Origin of the sequence: Pseudarthrobacter sp. SORGH_AS 212, from assembly GCF_030818145.1 — a bacterium.
Classification (GTDB): Bacteria; Actinomycetota; Actinomycetes; order Actinomycetales; family Micrococcaceae; genus Arthrobacter.
Genome location: NZ_JAUTAA010000001.1, coordinates 321,625 through 342,621, shown reverse-complemented (window position 1 = coordinate 342,621; position 20,997 = coordinate 321,625). Strand labels below are relative to the sequence as shown.

The following is a 20,997-nucleotide window of genomic DNA, read 5'->3' as shown; positions in this document are numbered from 1 at the left end:
CAAAAGCCCCTGGCAACCGCCACAAGTGAGCGCGCGTCGTAAGGATAGCCGCCACAAGTGAGCGCGCGTCGTAAGGATAGCCGCCACAAGTGAGCGCGCGTCAGGAGAGGGGAACGCGGCGGTGCGGAGCGAGCTGCCGGCGAAAGTGCCACCACGGACGTGCAGCGGTGTGAAGATTCACACGATGCAGCCATCATGGCCAACTCTGGACCGTCGATTATGCGGGCTCCCCTAGAATTGATGGAGACGTACGGACCTGGAAGCGCTTGGTTTCGGGTTGCGTAAGTAAGAAGCACGTATACGAGCGGCTGCAGTTTGCGCCAGTGGTCGGCTCACAACAGGAGGAATCCATCATGGCCGAACACGGCGGAGGAAACCGCGGCAACGACCGCGGAGCGTTCCGGGGAAACAACAACTCGGGCGGTGACCCGCGTGGGTTCCGGGGCCGCGGCAACCGCGACAACAACGAACGCTCCTCTGGTAACGGTGAGCGGAAGCCTTTCGGTGACCGTGAGAACCGTCCTTATGGTGATCGGGATCGTAAGCCGTTTGGCGACCGTCCGCGCCGTGAGGGTGACCAGGATCGCCGTGGTTTCAGCGGTGGTGGTGAGCGGAAGCCGTATGGTGACCGTGAGAACCGTCCTTATGGTGATCGGGATCGTAAGCCGTTTGGCGACCGTCCGCGCCGTGAGGGTGACCAGGATCGCCGTGGTTTCAGCGGTGGTGGTGAGCGGAAGCCGTATGGTGACCGTGAGAACCGTCCTTATGGTGATCGGGATCGTAAGCCGTTTGGCGACCGTCCGCGCCGTGAGGGTGACCAGGATCGCCGCAGCTTTGGCGGCGGCGAGAACCGCAAGCCCTTCGGCGACCGGCAGGGCAGAGACTCCCGCAGTTTCGACCGCGGTTCTGACCGTGGCCCCGCCCGCGGCGGAGCCGATCGTGGAGCAGGCCGTGGCGACTCGTTCCGTGGCGACTCCAGCCGCGGCTTCGGCCGGGACCGCCAGGAAGAGCGCCCCGTCCGCACCCACAACGCTGCCGATATCCGCAGCTCCAACCGGCCCGACCGCGAACGCTCACCCGAGATCGATGAGGACGTCACGGGCAAGGAGTTGGACCGCGCCACGCAGCACCAGATCAAGACCCTTGAGCCCAAGAGCGCCGAGTGGGTTGCCCGCCACCTGGTGATGGCCGGACGCCTGATTGACGACGAGCCGGAACTGGCCTTCCAGCACGCCCTAGCGGCGAGCCGCCGAGGCGGCCGCCTCGGTGCAGTCCGCGAAGCCGTCGGGCTGACGGCCTACGCCGCGGGACACTACGGGGAAGCCCTGCGCGAGTTCCGCACGTATCGGCGGATCAGCGGCTCCAACGTCCACCTGCCTGTCATGGCTGACTGCGAGCGTGGACTCGGCCGCCCGGACCGGGCACTGGATGTTGCCCGTTCCGAGGAAGCGCAGGACCTGGACGCTCCCGGCAAGGTGGAACTTGCCATCGTGGCCGCCGGCGCGAGGACCGACCTGGACCAGCTCGATGCCGCCGTCGCTGAGCTGGAGATTCCGCAGCTGGACATCAACCGTGCCTTCTCCTACAGCCCCCGGCTGTTCCGCGCCTACGCCGGCGCGCTCTCAGCCGTGGGACGCGCCGCCGAAGCAGACAAGTGGAACAAGCAGGCCGTCGTCGCAGAGAACGCACTGGGACAGGGCGTTGACGAAGAGCCTGACATCATCGACCTCGGCTGGGATGAAGAGGAAGAGGCCCGCGAAGAGGCCGAACGCCGGCGACTTCGCGAACACGCCGTCAAAGCCTCCGAAACAGATTCGGCAGCCGCAGAAGGTGCCAACGCGCAGGACGCTGTGGACCAGAACGTGGACGACCAGGATGCGGATTACTTCGCCTCTGACGACGCAGAGTCGGACGAGGATTCGGTGGAACCGGATGAACTGGACACCGACAAGGAAGACAGCACCAACGAAGCCAGCAGCAACGAAGAAGCCGGCAGTGAAGAGCCCGGCGACAACGCTGCAGCCAACCAGGACCGCCGGGAAGACTGAACCGAATGACTGCCATTTCCCTGATTTCCCGCTTTGACGCCCTCCTGTCCGACCTGGACGGGGTGGTGTACGCCGGCCCGCATGCCATTCCGGGTGCCGTGGAGTCGCTGCAGCAGCTGGCCGGGGTGGGCGTGGGTCTTGGATACGTCACGAACAACGCTTCGCGTTCCCCGGCCGAGGTGGCAGCCCACCTGAGGGAACTGGGGGCGCCGGCAGAGGATGAGCAGGTAGTCAGTTCCTCACAGGCGGCCGCCGACCTGCTGGCTTCGCGCCTGGCGCCGGGCTCGAAGGTCCTCATCACGGGAAGTCCGGCGCTGGCCCGCGAAATCGAGCTCGTGGGCCTCACCCCTGTCTTCGGCCAGGACGAGGAACCCGTGGCCGTGGTCCAGGGCTTCAACCCTGGTATCGGCTGGAAGGACCTGGCCGAAGCTGCTTACGTGGTGTCCGCCGGGGCCCTGTGGGTGGCGACGAACACCGACATGTCCATCCCGCAGGCACGTGGGATTGCACCCGGGAACGGAACGCTGGTGGCGGCGGTGACCGCTGCCACCGGCCGGACGCCGCTCGTGGCAGGCAAGCCGGAGGCACCGCTGTTCCATTCCGCTGCCAAGCGGCTGGGCGCCGAACGCCCGCTGGTAGTGGGCGACCGGCTGGACACCGACATCCTCGGCGGCAACAATGCCGGGTTTGCCACCGTTGCCGTGCTGACCGGCGTCGACACGCTGGAATCGATCCTGGCCGCCCGCGCCGCCGAGCGCCCGGATTACATCATCAGCGCCCTGTCCGACCTGTACCGCCCGTACCCCGAGGTGACGCACGACGACGGCACGTACGCCTGCGGCGACGCCACGGCACGCGTCGCCAACGGTGCAGTGGGCGTCATTGGCAGCAAGGACAGCCTTGATGCGTGGCGGGCCGCCTGTGCCGCGTGGTGGGCCGCGACACCGGACGCCCCCGCCGCTCAGGCGCCCAAGCTGGCCTGGCTCGGTCACTAGACTGAACGAATGACTGAGCTGACCGGACCTGAAGAATCATCAGCCCAGCCGTCGCGGGAATGGCCCGGGCTGGACGCCGCGGCGATCCCTGACGCCGTGGTGGCCCAAGCCCTGACAGTCTTGGAAACCCTGCCGGCCACTCCCGTTGAAGAGCACGAAGAGGCCTACGCCAGGCTTCATGATGAGTTGCTGGATGCCCTGAACGCCAAGCCCCAGGACCTTGAACCCCGGGACCTTGCAACCCGGACTCCCGGGCCCCAGATGCCGGGAACCCGGGTGTCCGGCCCGGCGGACGGCGGAGCCTGATGCCGGTACGCCTCGACCAGGCCCTGGTGGCCCGGGGCCTCGCCAGGTCCCGGACGCATGCCGCAACCCTCATCGCCGAAGGCAAGGTCAGCTCCGACGGCAAAGTCCTCGCCAAAGCGTCACTGCAGGTTGACGAGGACCGGGATCTCGCCGTCGAACATGACGATCAGGACACCTACGCCAGCCGCGCCGGCCACAAACTGGCCGGCGCCCTCGACGCCTTCCCGGGCATTACGGCCGAGGGAAAGCGGTGCCTGGACGCCGGCGCGTCCACCGGCGGCTTCACCGACGTCCTGCTCCGGCGCGGCGCGGCACACGTGGTGGCTGTCGACGTCGGGCATGGCCAACTGGTGCCCCACCTCCGCAGCGATCCGCGCGTCTCCGTCCACGAGGGCATGAATGTCAGGTACATGGTTCCGGGTGACATCGGCGGCCAGGCCGCCCTGACCGTCGCAGACCTCTCCTTCATCTCCCTCACCCTGGTGGTGCAGGCCCTGGCCGGTTGCACGGAACCGGGCGGCGACCTGGTGCTCATGGTCAAGCCCCAGTTCGAAATCGGCAAGGACCGCCTGGGCCGGACCGGCGTGGTCACCTCGGAACGGGAACGGCGGCTCGCGGTGCACAAGGTGGCCACGGCAGCGCTCGACGCCGGACTGGACCTGCACGGGCTGGCGGTGAGTCCGCTGCCTGGCCAGGACGGAAACGTCGAATACTTCCTGTGGATAAGACGCAGGATCACCCAAGACTTGCCTAAGATCGAAGAGCGGGAGGCGGCAGCTGCTGCTTTGCTCGGACAAATCTGGCCGAACCACTAGAGAGCGGAACCTGATGAGCAGGCGTGTACTGGTCCTTGCCCATACCGGCCGCGAGGAATCGCTGAAGGCCGCCTGGGAGGCCTGTGCGCTCCTGCATGCCTCGGGCATTGTCCCCGTCATGCAGGAGTCCGAACTGGATGACATGGAGCGGTTCTTCGGGCACCTGGCCCAGCCCGTCGAAGTCCTCCACGACCATGTGCGGCTGCCGGAAGTGGAACTGGTGATGGTCCTCGGCGGCGACGGCACCATCCTGCGCGCGGCCGAGCTGGTCCGCGAGGTGAACGTTCCGCTGCTGGGTGTCAATCTCGGCCATGTGGGCTTCCTTGCCGAGAGTGAGCGTGCCGACCTGGCCCAAACGGTGGAATGGATCGCAAGCCGCGACTACACCGTGGAAGAGCGGATGACCATCGATGTCCAGGTATGGGTCCGGGGCCAGAAAATCTGGCACACCTGGGCACTGAACGAGGCCGCCATCGAGAAGGCCAACCGGGAGCGGATGCTTGAGGTGGTCACGGAAGTGGACGAACGCCCGCTGACCTCGTTCGGCTCGGACGGGATCGTGATGGCCACTCCCACGGGGTCCACCGCCTATGCGTTCTCTGCCGGCGGCCCGGTGGTCTGGCCGGAGGTGGAAGCACTGGTCATCGTCCCCATCAGCGCCCATGCCCTGTTCGCCAAACCCCTGGTGGTTTCGCCCCGGTCAAAGCTTGCGGTGGAGGTCCTGGGCCGCACGGAGGCCCAGGGTGTCCTGTGGTGTGACGGCCGCCGGTCCGTGGACCTTCCACCGGGCGCCCGGGTGGAAGTCACCAAATCCGCAACCCCTGTGCGATTGGCCCGCACGCACCAGACGCCCTTCTCGGCCCGGCTGGTCCGTAAGTTCGAGCTGCCCATCCACGGCTGGCGGGGGCCCGTGCCCAAGGCCAGCGCGGTCCATACGGGGCCGATTCCCGTAGTCCGCACGCCCCGGCCCAAGCAGCCGCTGCAGGTGCCGCAGGCGGACCGGCCGGACACTGAACCTGATCCGTCGACTGCGGAGTGAATGCATGCTTGAAGAACTGAGAATCCGCGATCTTGGCGTCATTACCGACGCAACCCTGCCGCTGGGCCCCGGCCTCAGCGTGGTGACCGGTGAAACCGGTGCCGGCAAGACGATGGTGGTCACCGCCGTCGGCCTGCTGCTCGGGGCACGCTCGGACGCCGGTGCCGTCCGAAGCGGCGCAAAAAGTGCCACCGCGGAAGCGGTCCTGAAGCTCGACGCCGGCCACCCCGCCGTGGTCCGCGCGCTTGAGGCGGGCGCCGAAACTGAAGAGTTCGACGGCGGCGCGGAACTGATCCTGGCGCGCCGCCTCGGTGCCGATGGACGCAGCCGCGCTTTCCTGGGCGGCCGCGCGGCCCCCGTCGGCGTCCTGGCCGAAATCGGCGAAACGCTGGTGGTGGTCCACGGACAGACCGACCAGATCCGGCTTAAGGGCGCAGCAGCCCAACGTGGTGCGCTGGACAAGTTTGCCGGTGAAACGCTGGGCGGGCCGCTCAACGCCTACCAGGAGCTTTACAGCCACTGGAAGGCCAGCCAGGCGGAGCTGGACAGCCTGCGCAGCGCCGCCCGGGACAGGCTCCGCGAAGCCGAGTCCCTGCAGACCGCCCTGGCGGAGATCGATGAGGTGGATCCGCAGCCGGGGGAGGACGGGCAGCTGAAGGCGGAGGCCGTGAAACTGGCCAACGTCGAGGAGTTGCGGATCGCCGCCAGCACCGCGCACCAGGCCCTGATCGCGGAGGACTTCGGCGAAGCGGGCGATGCCACCACCCTGGTGGATGCGGCCAAGCGCACGCTCGAGCAGGTGGCTGAGCACGACGCTGAGCTCGGATCGGCCGCGGCCCGGCTGGCGGAAGTGGGCTTCCTGCTCAACGACATCGCTACGGACCTGGCCAGCTACCAGGCGGGACTCGACACGGAAGGCCCTGAGCGGCTTGCCGAGATCGAGGACCGGCGCGGTGCCCTGGCCAAGCTGGTGCGCAAGTACGCGCCCACCATCGACGAAGTGCTGGAGTGGGCGGAGAAGGCCAGGGCCCGCCACGACGAACTGCAGGACGATTCCTCGCGGATTGAGTCCCTGGACGCCGAGGTGGCACGTGCGGAGGCGGACCTGACCAAGCAGGCGGCCACCATCAGCAAGATCCGTGCCAAGGCTGCCAAGGACCTGTCAGCGCGGGTCAGCGCCGAACTCAAGGCACTGGCCATGGCCGATGCCACACTGGTGATCAACCTTGAGCCGACGGGGCAGCTGGGACCGCACGGGGCCGACGACATCGCGTTCCTGCTCCAGCCGCATTCCGGTGCCCCCGCCCGGCCCCTGGGCAAGGGCGCATCGGGCGGTGAGCTTTCGCGCGTGATGCTGGCCATCGAGGTGGTGCTCGCCGCGGTGGACCCCGTTCCCACGTTTGTCTTCGACGAGGTGGACGCCGGTGTGGGCGGACGCGCCGCCGTTGAGATCGGCCGCCGCCTCGCCATGCTCGCCCGCCACGTCCAGGTGCTGGTGGTAACCCACCTGCCGCAGGTGGCGGCGTTCGCAGACCAGCACATCACCGTGACCAAGACCTCAGTCCGCGGGGCCGACGGCGGCACCGCCACCGGGTTCACGTCCAGTGATGTGCGCCTCCTCGACGGGACCGAACGGGTCCGGGAACTGGCCCGGATGCTGGCCGGCCAGGAGGACTCCGAATCCGCCCAGGCACACGCCCAGGAGCTGCTTGACGACGCCAAACTCCTGCCGCAGCGCGGCTGAGGGGACTTTCGCGCCTGCTGGCTTTGTGGCCGGGCCAGGGCCTTGGGCCCTTGCCCGGAAGGTCGCGGGACTGCACACTGGAGCATTTGGGGAACAGTCCGGACGATCCGTGGAAGGCTCAATTGATGATAGGCTCGAATTCCGTGGTGCAGCGATCAAATTCCCGTGTAAATTCCCGGTTCCCGGGCTCATCCAAGACGACCAAGCACATCTTCGTGACCGGTGGTGTGGCGTCCTCGCTGGGTAAGGGGCTGACGGCATCGAGCCTCGGCCACCTGCTGCGGGCGCGCGGCCTGTCTGTGACAATGCAGAAGCTCGATCCCTATCTGAATGTGGATCCGGGCACGATGAACCCCTTCCAGCACGGCGAGGTCTTCGTCACCGACGACGGCGCCGAGACGGACCTGGACATCGGGCACTACGAGCGGTTCCTCGACGAGAACCTCGAGGGTTCGGCGAACGTCACCACCGGACAGGTGTACTCAACGGTCATCGCCAAGGAGCGCCGCGGCGAGTACCTCGGCGACACCGTCCAGGTCATTCCGCACATCACTGACGAAATCAAGCGGCGGATGCGCCTGCCTGCCGAGGGCAAGAACGCTCCGGACGTCATCATCACCGAAATCGGCGGCACCGTTGGCGATATCGAATCCCAGCCGTTCCTCGAATCGGCCCGCCAGGTCCGCCAGGACGTGGGCCGCGGCAATGTCTTCTTCGTCCACGTGTCCCTGGTCCCGTACATCGGACCGTCCCAGGAACTGAAGACCAAGCCCACGCAGCACTCCGTGGCGGCACTGCGTTCCATCGGTATCCAGCCCGAAGCCATCGTGATCCGGTCGGACCGCGAAATTCCCGAAGCCATGCGCGCCAAGATCGGCCGGATGTGCGACGTTGACCTCGAAGCCGTCATCGGCTGCCCGGATGCCCCCAGCATCTACGACATCCCCAAGACCCTGCACACCCAAGGCCTGGACTCCTACATCGTCCGTGCCCTGGACCTGCCGTTCAAGGATGTGGACTGGACCAGCTGGGACCGTCTGCTCGAAGCCGTGCACAACCCGCGGCACCACGTCGAGATCGCCCTCGTGGGCAAGTACATCGACCTGCCGGACGCCTACCTGTCGGTCACCGAAGCCCTGCGCGCCGGCGGCTTTGCCAACGAAACCAAGGTCAAGATCCGTTGGGTCCCCTCGGACGAATGCGAAACCCGTGAGGGCGCGGTCAAGGCACTCGACGGCGTCGACGCCATCTGCGTCCCGGGCGGCTTCGGGATCCGCGGCCTCGAAGGCAAGCTGGGCGCCCTGAAGTTCGCCCGCGAGACCAAGCTCCCGGTGCTCGGCCTGTGCCTCGGCCTGCAGTGCATGGTCATCGAGTACGCCCGCAACGTCGTCGGCCTGGAAGGTGCATCCTCCAGCGAGTTTGAGCCGGACTCCAAGTACCCGGTCATCGCCACCATGGAAGAGCAGCTGGAGTTCGTCGAGGGCGGCGGTGACCTGGGCGGCACCATGCGCCTGGGCCTGTATGAGGCCAAGCTCGATGAAGGCTCGGTCATTGCCGGAACCTACGGCAAGACCACCGTCAGCGAACGCCACCGCCACCGCTACGAGGTCAACAACAAATACCGCGACCAGATCGCCGCCGAGGGACTGGTCTTCTCCGGTACGTCCCCGGACGGCAAGCTCGTGGAGTTCGTCGAACTTCCGGCCGAGGTCCACCCGTACTACGTGGCCACCCAGGCGCACCCGGAACTGAGTTCGCGCCCCACCCGCCCGCATCCGCTGTTCGCCGGACTGGTCAGGGCGGCCCTGGACCACCAGGGCGGCAACGCCGACACGGCCGCAGCCGTGACTGCCGGTGCTCCGGAGTCCGGTACGGTAGCGGCTAAGTAGAGCCAACAGAACAAAGGACGGCGTGATGCCCGGTACACCTGAAACCACCCCTGCAGCCAGGCAGGTTTCGGATGCACCGAGCCCACGCCGTCTTTTGTCGTCTGAGAAGGTTTACGAGGGCCGGATCTGGGACGTCGTCAGCGACACCTTCCAGCTCCAGGACACCGGTGACGCCCTCACCCGCGACTACATCGACCACCCCGGTGCCGTCGCTGTCCTGCCCATGAACGCACAGGGCGAAATCCTGCTGCTGAAGCAGTACCGGCACCCCGTGGGAATGGACCTGTGGGAAGTCCCGGCAGGCCTGCTGGACGTTGAAGGCGAAGACTTTGTGGTGGGCGCCGCCCGTGAGCTCGCCGAGGAAGCGGACCTCGCCGCTGCTACCTGGAACGTCCTGGCAGACGTATTCAACTCACCCGGATCTTCCAGCGAAGCCATCCGCATCTACCTGGCCCGGGACCTCACCGAAGTACCGCATGCCGATCGGCACGAGCGGACGGACGAGGAAGCCGAGATCGAATTCCATTGGATCAGCTTGGACGAGGCCGTGGCGTCCGTCCTGGCCGGCCGGCTGCACAACCCGTCGGCCGTCGTCGGGATCCTCGCAGCAGCGGCCGCCCGGGCCGACGGGTATGCCGGGATCCGCCCCGCCGACGCACCCTGGCCCGCCCACCCCAGCCAGCGCTGATGGGGCCGGGTCCGTCCGCCGGGATGGCACCGCCGGCGGAAACCACGGTGACCACAGCGCCGGAGTCCAAAGCACCAGGACCCGAAGCACCTCAGTTCCAAACAGCACCAGCCGTCGAAGCGGCTCGTGCAGCGGAACCTGGGAAAGCTGCCGCCGCACCCACGAGGATCGACCGTGGGGTCACGGACTACCTGCAGCACATGGGCGTTGAACGTGGCCTGGCTGCCAACACCCTCGCTGCCTACCGCAGGGACCTTGCCCGCTACTCCCGATACCTGGCCGGCGCCGGGTGCCAGCAGCCCACGGACATCACCCGGCAGCACGTGACGGGTTTCGTGCGCGCCCTCTCTGACGGGTCCGACGGCGGTTCGGCGCTCGGAGTGCGGTCCGCCGCCAGGACCGTGGTGGCTGTCCGGGGCCTGCATAAGTTCTGGGCCCTGGAAGGGCATACGGCGTCGGACCCGGCCAGCGAAGTCCACCCGCCCATGGCCGGCAAGCGGCTGCCCAAGGCCATCACCGTGGACGAGGTCACCAGGATCCTGGAGGCGGCAGGAACCGACACGGCCACGGGCCTGCGGGACCGGGCACTGCTGGAATTCCTCTACTCCACGGGTGCAAGGATCAGCGAAGCCGTGGGGCTGGACGTTGACGATATTTCACTGGCAGCCGGAAACAAGGAACAGGGACCGGCCATCGTCCGCCTTTTCGGAAAGGGCTCCAAGGAGCGGCTGGTGCCCCTGGGATCGTACGGCGCCAGGGCATTGGAAGCGTACCTCGTGCGCGGCCGGCCGCTGCTGGCCGCCAAGGGCAAGGGGACGCCGGCGCTGTTCCTCAACGCCCGCGGCGGCAGGATCAGCCGCCAGAGCGCCTGGACCATCCTGAAGGTGGCAGCCGAAAAGGCCAACATCACCCGCGACGTTTCCCCGCACACGCTCAGGCACTCCTTCGCCACCCACCTCCTCGAAGGCGGCGCGGACGTGCGGGTGGTCCAGGAGCTCCTTGGCCACGCCTCGGTGACCACCACCCAGGTGTACACGCTGGTGACGGCCGATACGCTCCGCGAGGTTTACGCAGCCGCGCATCCCAGGGCCCTGGGCTGATGGACCCGCCGCACTGACTGACCCGGTGCGGAGCGGGCCCGAGCCCGGCGGAAACTGTCCGGGACCGATTCATTCCATCACGTTGAGCGTGAGCTCCACGGCGCCCAGGAACAGGGCCAGGATGGAGGTGCCCAGGCCGGCTACCAGGAGCAGGCCCGGGTGGGCGAGGCCCACCACCACCCGCCTGGCACGGGGGGATCCCCGCAGGAACTTCTTGGGAAGCCGCATGCCTTCGGGCGCCTGGCGCCAGCCCCGGAGGCGGCGTAGGAACCAGGCGCACCGGATGATCAGGGCCATCCACAGGATGGTGACCACCAGCGGGACAGCAGCTACCAGGAGGTTGAGGCCCAGGGACGTGACGGCGCGCTCCGAGTCCCCGGCCAGCGCCTGCACGGTGGTGGAAATCGATGCGCTGGCCACCACCGAGACGCCCCACACCAGGAACGCGGCCGTCAGTGCCAGGAACCGGACAAAGAAGTGCGAGAGCACGGACTCCTTGGCCGGACGGAGGTAACGGCGCGGGGTTGCGTTCAGTACCGCCACCGTGCAGCCCAGGGTGGGAAGGGCCGCCATCCCCACGAAGACGTACCAGGTCCAGCCTGCAAGGTCCACGAGTTCGTCGGCAACGATCAGCAGCGCCCACGAACCGGTCCACAGCCATCCGACGTGCAGCGGATTCCGGACCAGCCAATCGGGCAACCGGACACCGCCGCCGTGCAGGGCGGGGGCCTTGCGGGCGGGATGTTCCTCTCCGGCCATGCTCATGGGCCTCACTGTAGCAACGCGCCGGCCGCCATGCGGCGGCAGTCCACGTGCCGCGGGCTGGCCGCCCGGAGAGCCCCGCTAGGCTGGGAAAATGACCGCAGCCGATGTGACCCTCTGCTTCCTGCTCCGCGACGGTGCCGACGGCCCGCATGTGCTCCTGGGCCTGAAACAGACCGGCTTCGGCAGGGGCAAGATCGTGGGCATCGGCGGGCACGTCGAGGCGGGGGAGACCAGCGTCCAGGCCGTTATCCGGGAAGTCCGGGAGGAAACGGGGGTGGTGCTGCAGCAGCGGGACCTCGCGGATGCGGGAGCCGTGCACTTCGTGTTTCCCGCCAGGCCGGAGTGGGACATGAAGACCACCCTTTTCACGGCACGCACCTGGACCGGTGACCCGCAGCCCAGCGACGAGATCCTGCCCGAGTGGTTCCGGGTGGATACCCTGCCGGTGGACCGGATGTGGCAGGACGCTGACCACTGGCTGCCCGTGGTGCTGGAAGGCGGTACGGTCAATGTCGTGGTCACCATGGACGCCGACAACGAATCCGTCGCGTCCTCCCGCAGTGTACTTCCCTAAGCTGCAGGCCCTACCAAACCTTCCGAAGGCTTAACGGCCGACGGCGGTGCGGCACCCGGGTGCCGCACCGCCGTCGTACATCCTGCCGAAGGGCTAGGGCAGGTGCCGCTCCTCGGCGCCGTTGTACTCACTCAGCGGACGGATCAGCGAGTTGGAGTCCAGCTGCTCCATGATGTGTGCTGTCCAGCCGGTGATGCGGCTGGCCACGAAGAGGGGCGTGAAGGTGGCGGTATCGAAGCCCATCAGGTGGTAGGTGGGCCCGGCCGGATAGTCGAGGTTCGGCTTGATGGACTTGGCCTCATCCATTGCCGTTTCCAGGCCGTTGTACAGTCCCAGCAGTTCGGGGCGGCCGTAGTGGGCAATCATCTTGTCCAGGGCGGCCTTCATGGTGGGCACCCGGGAGTCGCCGTGTTTGTAGACGCGGTGGCCAAAGCCCATGACTTTCTTCTTTTTCGCCAGGGCATCCTCCATCCAGGCCTTCGCCCGGGCTGCCGCCTCTTCGAGGGACTCCTCCTGCCGAATGCCGATCTCGTCGAAGGTGTGCATCACGGCCTCGTTGGCCCCGCCGTGCAGCGGTCCCTTCAGGGCTCCAATGGCTCCTGTGACCGCGGAGTGCAGATCGGACAGCGTAGAGGTGATGACGCGTGCAGTGAAGGTTGAGGCGTTGAAGGAGTGCTCGGCGTAGAGAATCATCGAGACGTTGAAGGCCTCCACTACCTCGGGCACCTGTTCCTCGCCGAAGGTCATCCACAGGAAATTCGCCGAATAGCCCAGTTCCTCACGCGGTTCCACGAGGTCCAGGCCGTGGCGGCGGCGCTGGTCGTACGCCACTACAGCCGGCATGGCGGCGAACAGGTCCACGGCTTTGGCCATGTTGGCCTCGCGCGACGAGTCCTCGGCCAGCCGGTGGCGGGCGCCCATCACGGAGGTCGCTGTCCTGCAGACATCCATCGGGTGGGACGTGGCCGGCAAAGCGTCGATGACCTGCTTGACCACCGGGTCAAGCGCGCGCCCGGCGCGCTCCCTTGCCGTGAACTCCGCCAGCTGTCCTTCGTCAGGCAGTTCACCGTTCCACAGCAGGTAGGCGACTTCCTCGAAGCTGCACCTGGCGGCCAGTTCCTGGACGGGGTAGCCGCGGTACAGCAGGGAGTTCGTGTCCGGGTTGACCTTGGAGACCGCGGTGTAGTCCACCACGACGCCGGCAAGGCCCTTTTTGATATCAGCAGCTGCCATGTTGAACTCCTTCGTTCTTGCGGGGATCCCGGGTCCTACCGGACGCCGGGAATCTGGAAGTTGAAAACGCCGGTATCGAAGCGGTTGTACGCCTCGTAGTCCACGAGGTCATAGAGACGCGCACGGGTGAGCATGTTCTCCACCTGTGCTTCCTGTGATCCTGTTGCCTTGATCGTTTCCAGCGTACGCTCTGCAGCTCCCATGGCAATGCGCAGCAGGGTGACCGGGTAGATCACCATGTTCACGCCCACCGACTGCAGCTGTTCCACCGTAAACAGGTCGCTCTTGCCGAACTCGGTCATGTTGGCGAGGATCGGCACATCCACCGCGTCCCGGATGGCCTGGAACTCGGACAGGTCCTTCATGGCCTCCGGGAAAATGGCGTCGGCACCGGCCTCCACCAGTGCGCGGGCGCGGTCCTGGGCAGCTTCGAGCCCTTCCACAGCACGGATGTCGGTACGGGCCATGATGAGGAAGTTGGGGTCGCGCCGGGCGTCGGCGGCGGCCCGGATGCGTTTCGCGGCGGTGTCCAGGTCCACCACGTTCTTGCCGTCCAGGTGGCCGCACCTTTTGGGGTTGAACTGGTCTTCGATGTGGCAGCCGGCCAGGCCGGCGTTTTCGAGTTCCTGGATGCTGCGGGCGACGTTCATGGGTTCGCCGAAGCCGGTGTCAGCATCCACGATGGCGGGCAGGTCGGTCATGCGGGCAATCTGCCCCGCGCGGGTGGCCACTTCAGTGAGGGTGGTAAGCCCGATGTCGGGCAGGCCAAGGTCGTTGGCGAGGACGGCGCCGGAGATGTAGACGCCCGCGAAGCCCTTCTCCTCAATCAGCCGTGCCGACAGGGGGTTGAACGCTCCCGGGAACTGCTGGATGGTGCCGGAGGCGAGCATCCCACGCAGTGCGGCCCGCTTCTGTTCCGGGGTGGTCTTCGAATACAGCATCAGAACAGTCCCTTCGGTGCCGCGCCGAGGTCGATGACGCCGGGGGCGGCAGTGATGTTCAGCTGGTCCAGTTCGCCCGGGGCGAGTTCCGGGAGGCGTTCGACGGCGGCGAGGAACCTTTCGATCTCGGCCTGCTCCACGAGCCCGGCCGCGAGGGTGCGGAACTTGTTGACGTACTGCTCGCGGGCGAACGGCCGTGCACCCAGCGGGTGGGCGTCGGCTACGGCAATCTGGTCGGTGATGACGGTGCCGTCCGTGAGCGTGATCTCCACGGACCCGCCGAAGGCTTTCTCGCTGATGTCCAGGGAGTGGTAGCGGCGGGTCCACTCCGGGTCTTCCTCAGTGGTGACCTTCTGCCACAGTTCCACGGTGTCCGGCCGGGCAGCGCGTTCCGGGGCGTAGGAGTCCACATGGTGCCAGGAACCGTCCTGGAGCGCCACCGTGAAGATGTAGGGGATGGAGTGGTCAAGGGTTTCCCGACTGGCGGTGGGGCTGTACTTCTGGGGGTCGTTGGCGCCGGAGCCGATCACGTAGTGCGTGTGGTGGCTGGTCCTGATCAGGACCGACGCCACGTTGGCGGGATCGGTGACCTCGGGGTGTTCGCGGTGCAGCTTGCGGGCCAGGTCGATCCAGGCCTGCGCCTGGTACTCAGCCGAGTGCTCCTTGGTGTAGGTATCCAGGATGGCGCGCTTGGCCTCACCCGGAGTGGGGAGGGGAACTTCGTAGGAGGCGTCCGGCCCGTCCAGCATCCACGCGATCACGCCGTCTTCGCCTTCGTAGATCGGCACCGGGGAGGTCTGTCCGCGCATGGCACGGTCTGCCGCCTCGACTGCCATTTTCCCGGCGAATGCGGGTGCATGGGCTTTCCACGTGGAAATCTCGCCCTTGCGGGATTGGCGGGTGGCGGTGGTGGTGTGCAGTGCCTGGCCTACTGACTGGAAGATGGTTTCGACGTCGAGGCCCAGCAGGGTGCCGATGCCGGCCGCTGCCGAGGGGCCGAGGTGGGCCACATGGTCGATCTTGTGCTTGTGCAGGCAAATTGCCTTCACCAGGTTCACCTGGATCTCGTAGCCGGTGGCGATGCCGCGGATCAGGTCGGCTCCGCTGGAACCCGTGTGCTGCGCGACGGCCAGGATGGGCGGTATGTTGTCACCGGGGTGGGAGTAGTCCGCGGCCAGGAACGTGTCGTGGTAGTCGAGTTCGCGGACGGCCACGCCATTGGCCCAGGCAGCCCACTCGGGGGAGACGCGCTCGCCGATGCCAAACACCTTGGCACCCTTGCCGCCGGTGCTTGGCGCATGGGTGAGGGCTTGCGCGCGGGCGGCGACGATCGGCGCCCGGTTCAGCGATGCGATGGCCACGGAAGCGTTATCGATGATGCGGTTGATGACCATTTCGGTCACTTCCGGCACCACCTCCACGGGATCGGCGGCCACGGCGGCGATCTTGTGGGCCAGTTGCTCTTCCCGGGCCAGGTTCTCTTCGCTCCTGTAGACGCGGACGTGGTGTTGCTTAACCATGGTTCTCCCTGTGATGAGGTGTGTGCGTATTTTTGACGTGCGTCAGGCTGCGGTGGAGATGGAGTGTGGTGGCTGCTTCAGCCAGGCGGGGGTTGTGGGAAGCAATAGCTTCCGCGATGGCAGCATGTTCAGCTGCCGCAGCGGTGAGCCGCTCCGCGTCGTCGGCAGCAAGCCGGCGGACCCGGACCAGATGCACCCTAAGAGCCCGCATGGCCTGGATGAGGTAGGCATTGGCCACCGCATTATCGATGGCGGCGTCGAGGCGCCCGGCCAGGCCGTAATACGCGTGCCGCCCCGGGTCGCTGCCGTCAATGAGTCCCGGCGCCTCAAGGAGTTCCTTCTGCAGTTGGAGGAAGACGGCAGCATCTCCACGCTCTGCCGCCAACGCGGCAGCCTTGCATTCCAGCGTTTCGCGGAGTTCGAACAGTTCGTCGATGTCGTCGAGCGAAACGTCGGTGACGACGACGCCGCGGCCGCCTGCCGTCGTCGTCAGCCCTTCCGCGGTAAGCCGGCCCAGCGCTTCCCGCAGCGGTGTGCGCGAGACGCCGAGGCGTTCGGACTGCTCGACTTCGCCCAGGACCGTGCCGGGAAGCAGCCGCCATTCCGTGATGTCGTCCCGGAGGGCGGCGTAGGCCCTGTCGCTGGCGCGCATCGGTAACTCCTTCGGTGACTGAACTCCTTCAGTGTATACAGAACTGCCAAATTTTCCAGCAATCTTCGAGATTAGGGGTACAACGAGGTAATTTCTGTATACATAACCCTTGTCTGAAGACTGTCCCTTGGCTAGCATTGCCGCTACACAATGTCGTGGACGGGATGCACTTTCATGGTTGACAGCTATCGGGAAACATACGAAAAGAGCCTTGCCGACCCAGCCGCATTCTGGCTAGGTGCCGCGGCAAGGGTGGGCTGGTCCACACCGCCCCGGATTGCACTGGACGCAAGCCGGGCACCGCTGTACGGCTGGTTCCCGGACGGCATCCTGAACACCTCGTACAACGCCCTGGACCGCCATGTGGAGGCCGGCCGGGGGAGCCAGGACGCCCTGATCTACGATTCGGCAATGCTCGGCACCCAACGCCGCTTCACCTATGCGGAGCTGACCGGGCTCGTGGCGGACTTTGCCGGCGTCCTGCGGGACCAGGGCGTCGGCAAGGGCGACCGGGTGGTGATCTACATGCCAATGATTCCGGAGGCCGTCATTGCCATGCTTGCCTCCGCCCGGCTCGGCGCCGTCCACTCTGTGGTCTTTGGCGGATTCGCGCCCAAGGAACTCGCGGCCCGGATCCGTGACGCCCAACCGGTGCTGGTGGTAACGGCTTCCGGCGGACTGGAACCGACGCGCAGGATCGAGTACCTGCCCGCCGTGGCTGAGGCTCTCGCCCTGGCCGGCGTGCCCGGCCTTCCCGTGATCACCAAAGCCAGGGAGGGCTTCGCCGCGTCAGCCGCTGACTACGGATGGCTGGACTGGGACGCTGAGGCAGCCGGTGCCTGGCCGGCTGCGCCGGTTGACGTGGCAGCCACCGATCCCCTCTACATCCTGTACACCTCGGGTACTACCGGGACGCCCAAGGGCGTGGTGCGCGATAACGGCGGGCACGCCGTCGCGCTGGACTGGACGCTCCGGAACATCTACGGCGCCGGCCCGGGCGACATCATGTGGACCGCGTCGGACGTTGGCTGGGTGGTGGGGCACTCCTACATTGTCTACGGACCGCTGCTGGCAGGGGCCACCAGCGTGCTGTACGAGGGAAAGCCTGTGGGAACCCCTGATGCCGGAGCCTTCTGGCGGGTGATCCGCGACCATCGGGTCAACGTCCTCTTCACCGCCCCTACGGCGTTGCGTGCCATCAGGAAGGCAGACCCGGAGGCAGCACTGCTGCGGGACTACGACATTTCCAGCCTGCGGACCCTGTTCACGGCGGGGGAGCGGCTGGACACCGATACCTTTCATTGGGCTTCCCGGTCCCTGGGGGTTCCGGTGGTGGACCACTGGTGGCAAACGGAAACAGGATGGGCCATCTGCGCCAACCCCCGCGGGCTGGAGGAACTGCCCATCAAAGCCGGTTCTCCCAGCGTCCCCATGCCCGGGTTCCGGCTGGCCATCGTTGATGGACTGGGCGGGGAAGTGGAGCCGGACGTTGAAGGGAACATCGTGCTGGGGCTGCCGCTGCCGCCCGGGACGCTTACCACCCTTTGGGGAAATGACGAACGCTTTGTCTCGTCGTACCTGCAGGCCTTCGAGGGGTGTTACGCCACTGGAGACTCCGGCTTCCGTGACGGTGACGGGTACGTCTTCGTCATGGGGCGGACGGATGACATCATCAACGTTGCCGGCCACCGCCTCTCCACCGGAGCGATGGAGCAGGTGATCGGCCAGCACCCCGCCGTGGCTGAATGCGCCGTCATCGGCCTTGCTGATCCGCTCAAGGGCCAGCGCCCCAGCGGGTATGTGGTCCTCAAATCCGGCGTCGACGTGCAGGACGACGTCTTGGCCGCCGAACTGGTGGCCATGGTCCGGCGCGACATCGGTGCTGTTGCGGACTTCAAGCACGTCACGGTGGTGGACGCGCTGCCCAAGACGCGGTCAGGGAAGATCCTCCGCAAGACGATGCGGCAGATTGCCGACGGCGTGGAATATACCGTGCCGTCCACCATCGAGGACGTTGGGGTGATCGAGCACCTCATCGGAACACTGCGGCCGGAAACCCCTGGCCCAGGACCACTGCAGTCCTGACCTGGACCTTCTTAGCGTCCGCTCCAGCGGTACTCGTTCTCCGGACGCCCAGGCGTCCCGTACCTGGCCGTCCGCTGTACCGTTCCGGCATCCGCCAGGTACTCAAGATAGCGGCGCGCCGTGACGCGGGACATCCCCAGTGCATCCATGACCTCGGTGGCGGAGACGGCGTTCTGCTGCGCCTTGAGGAACTCCTTGACGGAGTCCAGCGTGGAGGTGGACAGCCCCTTGGGGAGGGGAAGTTCGGACGGCGCCCGCAGGCTTGCGAAGGCCTGGTCCACTTCGCTCTGGGAGGCTCCGGACTTTCCCGCCACCCCCGTACCGTCCGCCAGTTGCTGCCGGAACTGGCGGTAACTCTCAAGTTTGTCCGAGAACGTGGCGAAGGTGAACGGCTTGATGAGGTACTGCACCACGCCAATGGCTACGGCGCTGCGCACGACGGCGAGCTCCCGGACGGCGGTGATGGCGATGATGTCAGCGAGCAGGCCGGCGGCCCGCATGCGCCGTGCAATGTCCAGCCCGTGCAGGTCCGGGAGGTTCATGTCCAGCAGGACGAGTTCCACGGGATTGCCGGAGGCAGCGAAATCGCCCAGCAGCCGCAGCGCCGATTGACCGTCGGGCGCGGTGCCTGCCAGCTCAAAACCCGGCAGCCGTCCAACGTAGGCCGCGTGGGCGGCCGAGGCGATGGCTTCGTCCTCAACGACGAGGACGCGAATATTAGTCACGCTTTATGCTCCCTTTCCGGCATGGTCTGTCCCGGCAGCAGTTCCGGTGTCCCCGTTCCGGGAGCCGGGCGAATTCTCCGGCGCCGCCGCCTCCGGCGCCGCCACCGCCGGCAGGAACACCTCGAATTTGGCACCCCGGCGCCCGTTGATGACCAGTGAGCCGCCCAGGCGCTGCACAGCCTGGCGGACCAAAGCCAAGCCTATGCCGCGGCCGCCGGGGCCGGCGGGCTTGGTGCTGAAGCCGTGACGGAACATGTTCTCTGCAGACTCCGGGTCGATGCCGGCTCCTGAGTCGTGGACAGCGATGTCCAGCCCCTCCTCGTCCGACTCTACCGTCAGCTCCACCCGGCGCGGCGGGGGAGCGTCGGCGGCGGCGTCGATGGCGTTGTCCAACAGGTTGCCGAGGACCGTGACCAGGTCCTGAACTGCGATTCCCGCTGACGTGCCCGAACCGAGCGCGGTGACTTCAAGGTGCACTCCGCGTTCGTGCGCTTCAGCCGCCTTCCCCATCACCAACGCCCCAAGGACGGGTTCGTCCACCGAGCTGACCATGTCATCGGTCAGTTGCTGGCTCAACTCCAGGTCCTTCGTGGCGAAATCCAGTGCTTCCTGGGTCCGTCCCAGCTCCAGCAGCGACACCATCGTGTGCAGCCTGTTGGCATGCTCATGGGTTTGTGCCCGCAGGGCGTCGGACAGGGTGCGCATGGTTTCCAGCTCATTGCCCAGCGCCTCGATCTCCGTCCGGTCGCGGAGGGTGGCCACCGTACCGTAAACGGGTGTTCTGCCCCGGGGTCCAAAGGGCTCCGGCCCCTTGGCCGGGCCCTGGTTCACCACCAGGACGCGTGATCCGGTCAGGACAATCTCGTCCTTGGCCGGGCGCCCGGACTCGAAAAGACCCCGGAGTCCCTCGTCGAGTGGAAGGTCTGACAGCTTCGGCGGCCGGGTGGGGTCGCTACTGCCGGTCTGGTCAAGGCCGAGCAGCTCTGCGGCCTGGTCGTTGTACATCACCACCCGCCCCCGGGTGTCGATCAGGATCAGGCCCTCGCGGACAGAATGCAGTACGGATTCGTAGTAGGCGAACAGTTGGGAGAGCTGCTCTGGACCCCAGCCGCGGGTGACCCGCCGGAGGTACCTGCCCAGAAGCCACGAGGCCAGCGAGCCACCCAACAGCAACGCGAGTCCGATGGCGGCAAGGGCCGGAAGGCGCGCCGCGAAGGCGACGTCGACGGTGCCCACCGTCACCCCGGCGGCTACAAGGGCACGGACCGTGCCGGCGTCGTCCTTCACGGGAACGATGGTGCGCACGGACGGTCCCAGCGTGCCGGAGGTCACCTCGGTGAACGTCTCGCCCCGCAGTGCCGCATCGATGGATCCGATGTAGGGCTTGCCCAGCTCCTCGTTCCTCGGGTGGGTCCAGCGGGTCCGGTCCGGGGCCATGATGGTAATGAAATCGACGTGGGCTTCCTCCATGACGTCGAGGGCATAGGGCTGCAGGACCGACGACGGGTCCCGGCGGCCTGCAGCACCAGCGGGTTGGACGCGATCGAGGTGGCGATGCCGGTCATCCGCAGGCCCGCTTCGCTGTACGTCCGGTCCCGGGCGTCGACGTAGGCCGCCGTTCCCACCACGGCAATGAAGGACACCACAATCAACAGGTTCGCCACGAAGAGCCGGCGGGCGATACTCCAGCGGTGGATCATCAGTACCTTTCCCTCCGTCTCCGGGCGCCTGGCTGGGCTACCCAGCACCTGCGCCGCGACCAATATGAACGCAACGGTGAGCTGGATCACTGTGTGGCCAATGATGGATATCACACCGCAGGACGTGTGAGCCCAGTGACTGTGCCGCAGCGTCTATCAGATTATCCAAAGGAGACAC

Annotated in this window: 18 protein-coding genes and 1 pseudogene; 11 read left to right on the top strand and 8 right to left on the bottom strand. The window is 66.7% G+C overall.

What is annotated here, in order from left to right:
- Window positions 1-332: 332 nt before the first annotated feature.
- Window positions 333-1,028 (bottom strand): hypothetical protein, encoded by a 696-nt coding sequence (locus tag QE394_RS01515; protein WP_349033572.1) that lies wholly within the window; start codon window positions 1,026-1,028, stop codon window positions 333-335.
- 81 nt (window positions 1,029-1,109) lie between these two features.
- Between QE394_RS01515 and QE394_RS01510 the strand changes: the two genes are divergently transcribed.
- From QE394_RS01510 to xerD, 9 genes are all read left to right on the top strand, one after another.
- Window positions 1,110-2,048 carry a hypothetical protein gene (locus tag QE394_RS01510; RefSeq protein WP_349033571.1) on the top strand — a complete coding sequence of 313 codons (939 nt, stop codon included), beginning with the start codon at window positions 1,110-1,112 and terminating at the stop codon, window positions 2,046-2,048.
- 5 nt (window positions 2,049-2,053) lie between these two features.
- Complete coding sequence (locus QE394_RS01505; RefSeq protein WP_056077697.1) at window positions 2,054-3,043, top strand: HAD-IIA family hydrolase; 990 nt, start codon at window positions 2,054-2,056, stop codon at window positions 3,041-3,043.
- Between the two features lie 9 nt (window positions 3,044-3,052).
- A complete protein-coding gene (locus QE394_RS01500) occupies window positions 3,053-3,349 on the top strand; it encodes a hypothetical protein (protein ID WP_349033570.1) in 297 nt (98 codons plus the stop codon).
- Complete coding sequence (locus QE394_RS01495; RefSeq protein WP_056077691.1) at window positions 3,349-4,164, top strand: TlyA family RNA methyltransferase; 816 nt, start codon at window positions 3,349-3,351, stop codon at window positions 4,162-4,164. Before QE394_RS01500 ends, QE394_RS01495 begins: the two co-directional genes overlap by 1 nt.
- 13 nt (window positions 4,165-4,177) lie before the next feature.
- Window positions 4,178-5,203 carry an NAD kinase gene (locus QE394_RS01490; RefSeq protein ID WP_056077688.1) on the top strand — a complete coding sequence of 342 codons (1,026 nt, stop codon included), beginning with the start codon at window positions 4,178-4,180 and terminating at the stop codon, window positions 5,201-5,203.
- Window positions 5,204-5,207: 4 nt separating this feature from the next.
- Entirely contained in the window at window positions 5,208-6,947 is a 1,740-nt protein-coding gene (recN, locus tag QE394_RS01485; RefSeq protein ID WP_349033569.1) for a DNA repair protein RecN, read from the top strand.
- A gap of 125 nt (window positions 6,948-7,072) precedes the next feature.
- Window positions 7,073-8,836, top strand: coding sequence for a CTP synthase (locus tag QE394_RS01480; RefSeq protein WP_056077681.1), 1,764 nt, complete (start codon window positions 7,073-7,075; stop codon window positions 8,834-8,836).
- A 25-nt stretch (window positions 8,837-8,861) separates the two neighbouring features.
- Window positions 8,862-9,524, top strand: coding sequence for an NUDIX hydrolase (locus QE394_RS01475; protein WP_349033568.1), 663 nt, complete (start codon window positions 8,862-8,864; stop codon window positions 9,522-9,524).
- On the top strand, window positions 9,524-10,624 hold the full coding sequence (xerD, locus tag QE394_RS01470) for a site-specific tyrosine recombinase XerD (RefSeq protein WP_261620806.1): 1,101 nt from the start codon (window positions 9,524-9,526) through the stop codon (window positions 10,622-10,624). Before QE394_RS01475 ends, xerD begins: the two co-directional genes overlap by 1 nt.
- 69 nt (window positions 10,625-10,693) lie before the next feature.
- Here the strand turns inward: xerD and QE394_RS01465 are convergent, their stop codons facing one another.
- Entirely contained in the window at window positions 10,694-11,389 is a 696-nt protein-coding gene (locus QE394_RS01465; protein ID WP_349033567.1) for a hypothetical protein, read from the bottom strand.
- A 91-nt stretch (window positions 11,390-11,480) separates the two neighbouring features.
- Between QE394_RS01465 and QE394_RS01460 the strand changes: the two genes are divergently transcribed.
- Window positions 11,481-11,963, top strand: a complete 483-nt coding sequence (locus QE394_RS01460) for an 8-oxo-dGTP diphosphatase (protein ID WP_261620808.1) — start codon at window positions 11,481-11,483, stop codon at window positions 11,961-11,963.
- A 93-nt stretch (window positions 11,964-12,056) separates the two neighbouring features.
- Here QE394_RS01460 and QE394_RS01455 read toward each other — a convergent pair whose 3' ends face one another.
- Genes QE394_RS01455 through QE394_RS01440 form a run of 4 tightly spaced genes read right to left on the bottom strand, consistent with a single transcriptional unit; the run spans window position 12,057 to window position 16,309 of the window.
- Entirely contained in the window at window positions 12,057-13,196 is a 1,140-nt protein-coding gene (locus QE394_RS01455) for a bifunctional 2-methylcitrate synthase/citrate synthase (RefSeq protein ID WP_349033566.1), read from the bottom strand.
- A 35-nt stretch (window positions 13,197-13,231) separates the two neighbouring features.
- The gene (gene prpB / locus QE394_RS01450; protein ID WP_056077663.1) at window positions 13,232-14,137 is read right to left on the bottom strand and encodes a methylisocitrate lyase; all 906 of its coding nucleotides are present in this window, start codon (window positions 14,135-14,137) and stop codon (window positions 13,232-13,234) included.
- A complete protein-coding gene (locus QE394_RS01445) occupies window positions 14,137-15,657 on the bottom strand; it encodes an MmgE/PrpD family protein (RefSeq protein WP_056077660.1) in 1,521 nt (506 codons plus the stop codon). The genes prpB and QE394_RS01445 overlap by 1 nt, the downstream gene beginning before the upstream one ends.
- Window positions 15,650-16,309: a GntR family transcriptional regulator gene (locus QE394_RS01440; RefSeq protein WP_349033565.1), complete on the bottom strand. Its 660-nt coding sequence runs from the start codon at window positions 16,307-16,309 to the stop codon at window positions 15,650-15,652. Before QE394_RS01440 ends, QE394_RS01445 begins: the two co-directional genes overlap by 8 nt.
- Window positions 16,310-16,483: 174 nt before the next feature.
- Here QE394_RS01440 and QE394_RS01435 point away from each other — a divergent pair, with 174 nt between their 5' ends.
- Window positions 16,484-18,394 (top strand): AMP-binding protein, encoded by a 1,911-nt coding sequence (locus tag QE394_RS01435; RefSeq protein ID WP_349033564.1) that lies wholly within the window; start codon window positions 16,484-16,486, stop codon window positions 18,392-18,394.
- Between the two features lie 11 nt (window positions 18,395-18,405).
- Here the strand turns inward: QE394_RS01435 and QE394_RS01430 are convergent, their stop codons facing one another.
- Window positions 18,406-19,119 carry a response regulator gene (locus tag QE394_RS01430; protein ID WP_349033563.1) on the bottom strand — a complete coding sequence of 238 codons (714 nt, stop codon included), beginning with the start codon at window positions 19,117-19,119 and terminating at the stop codon, window positions 18,406-18,408.
- A gap of 3 nt (window positions 19,120-19,122) precedes the next feature.
- Window positions 19,123-20,819, bottom strand: a pseudogene (locus QE394_RS01425) (ATP-binding protein).
- Window positions 20,820-20,997: the final 178 nt, after the last annotated feature.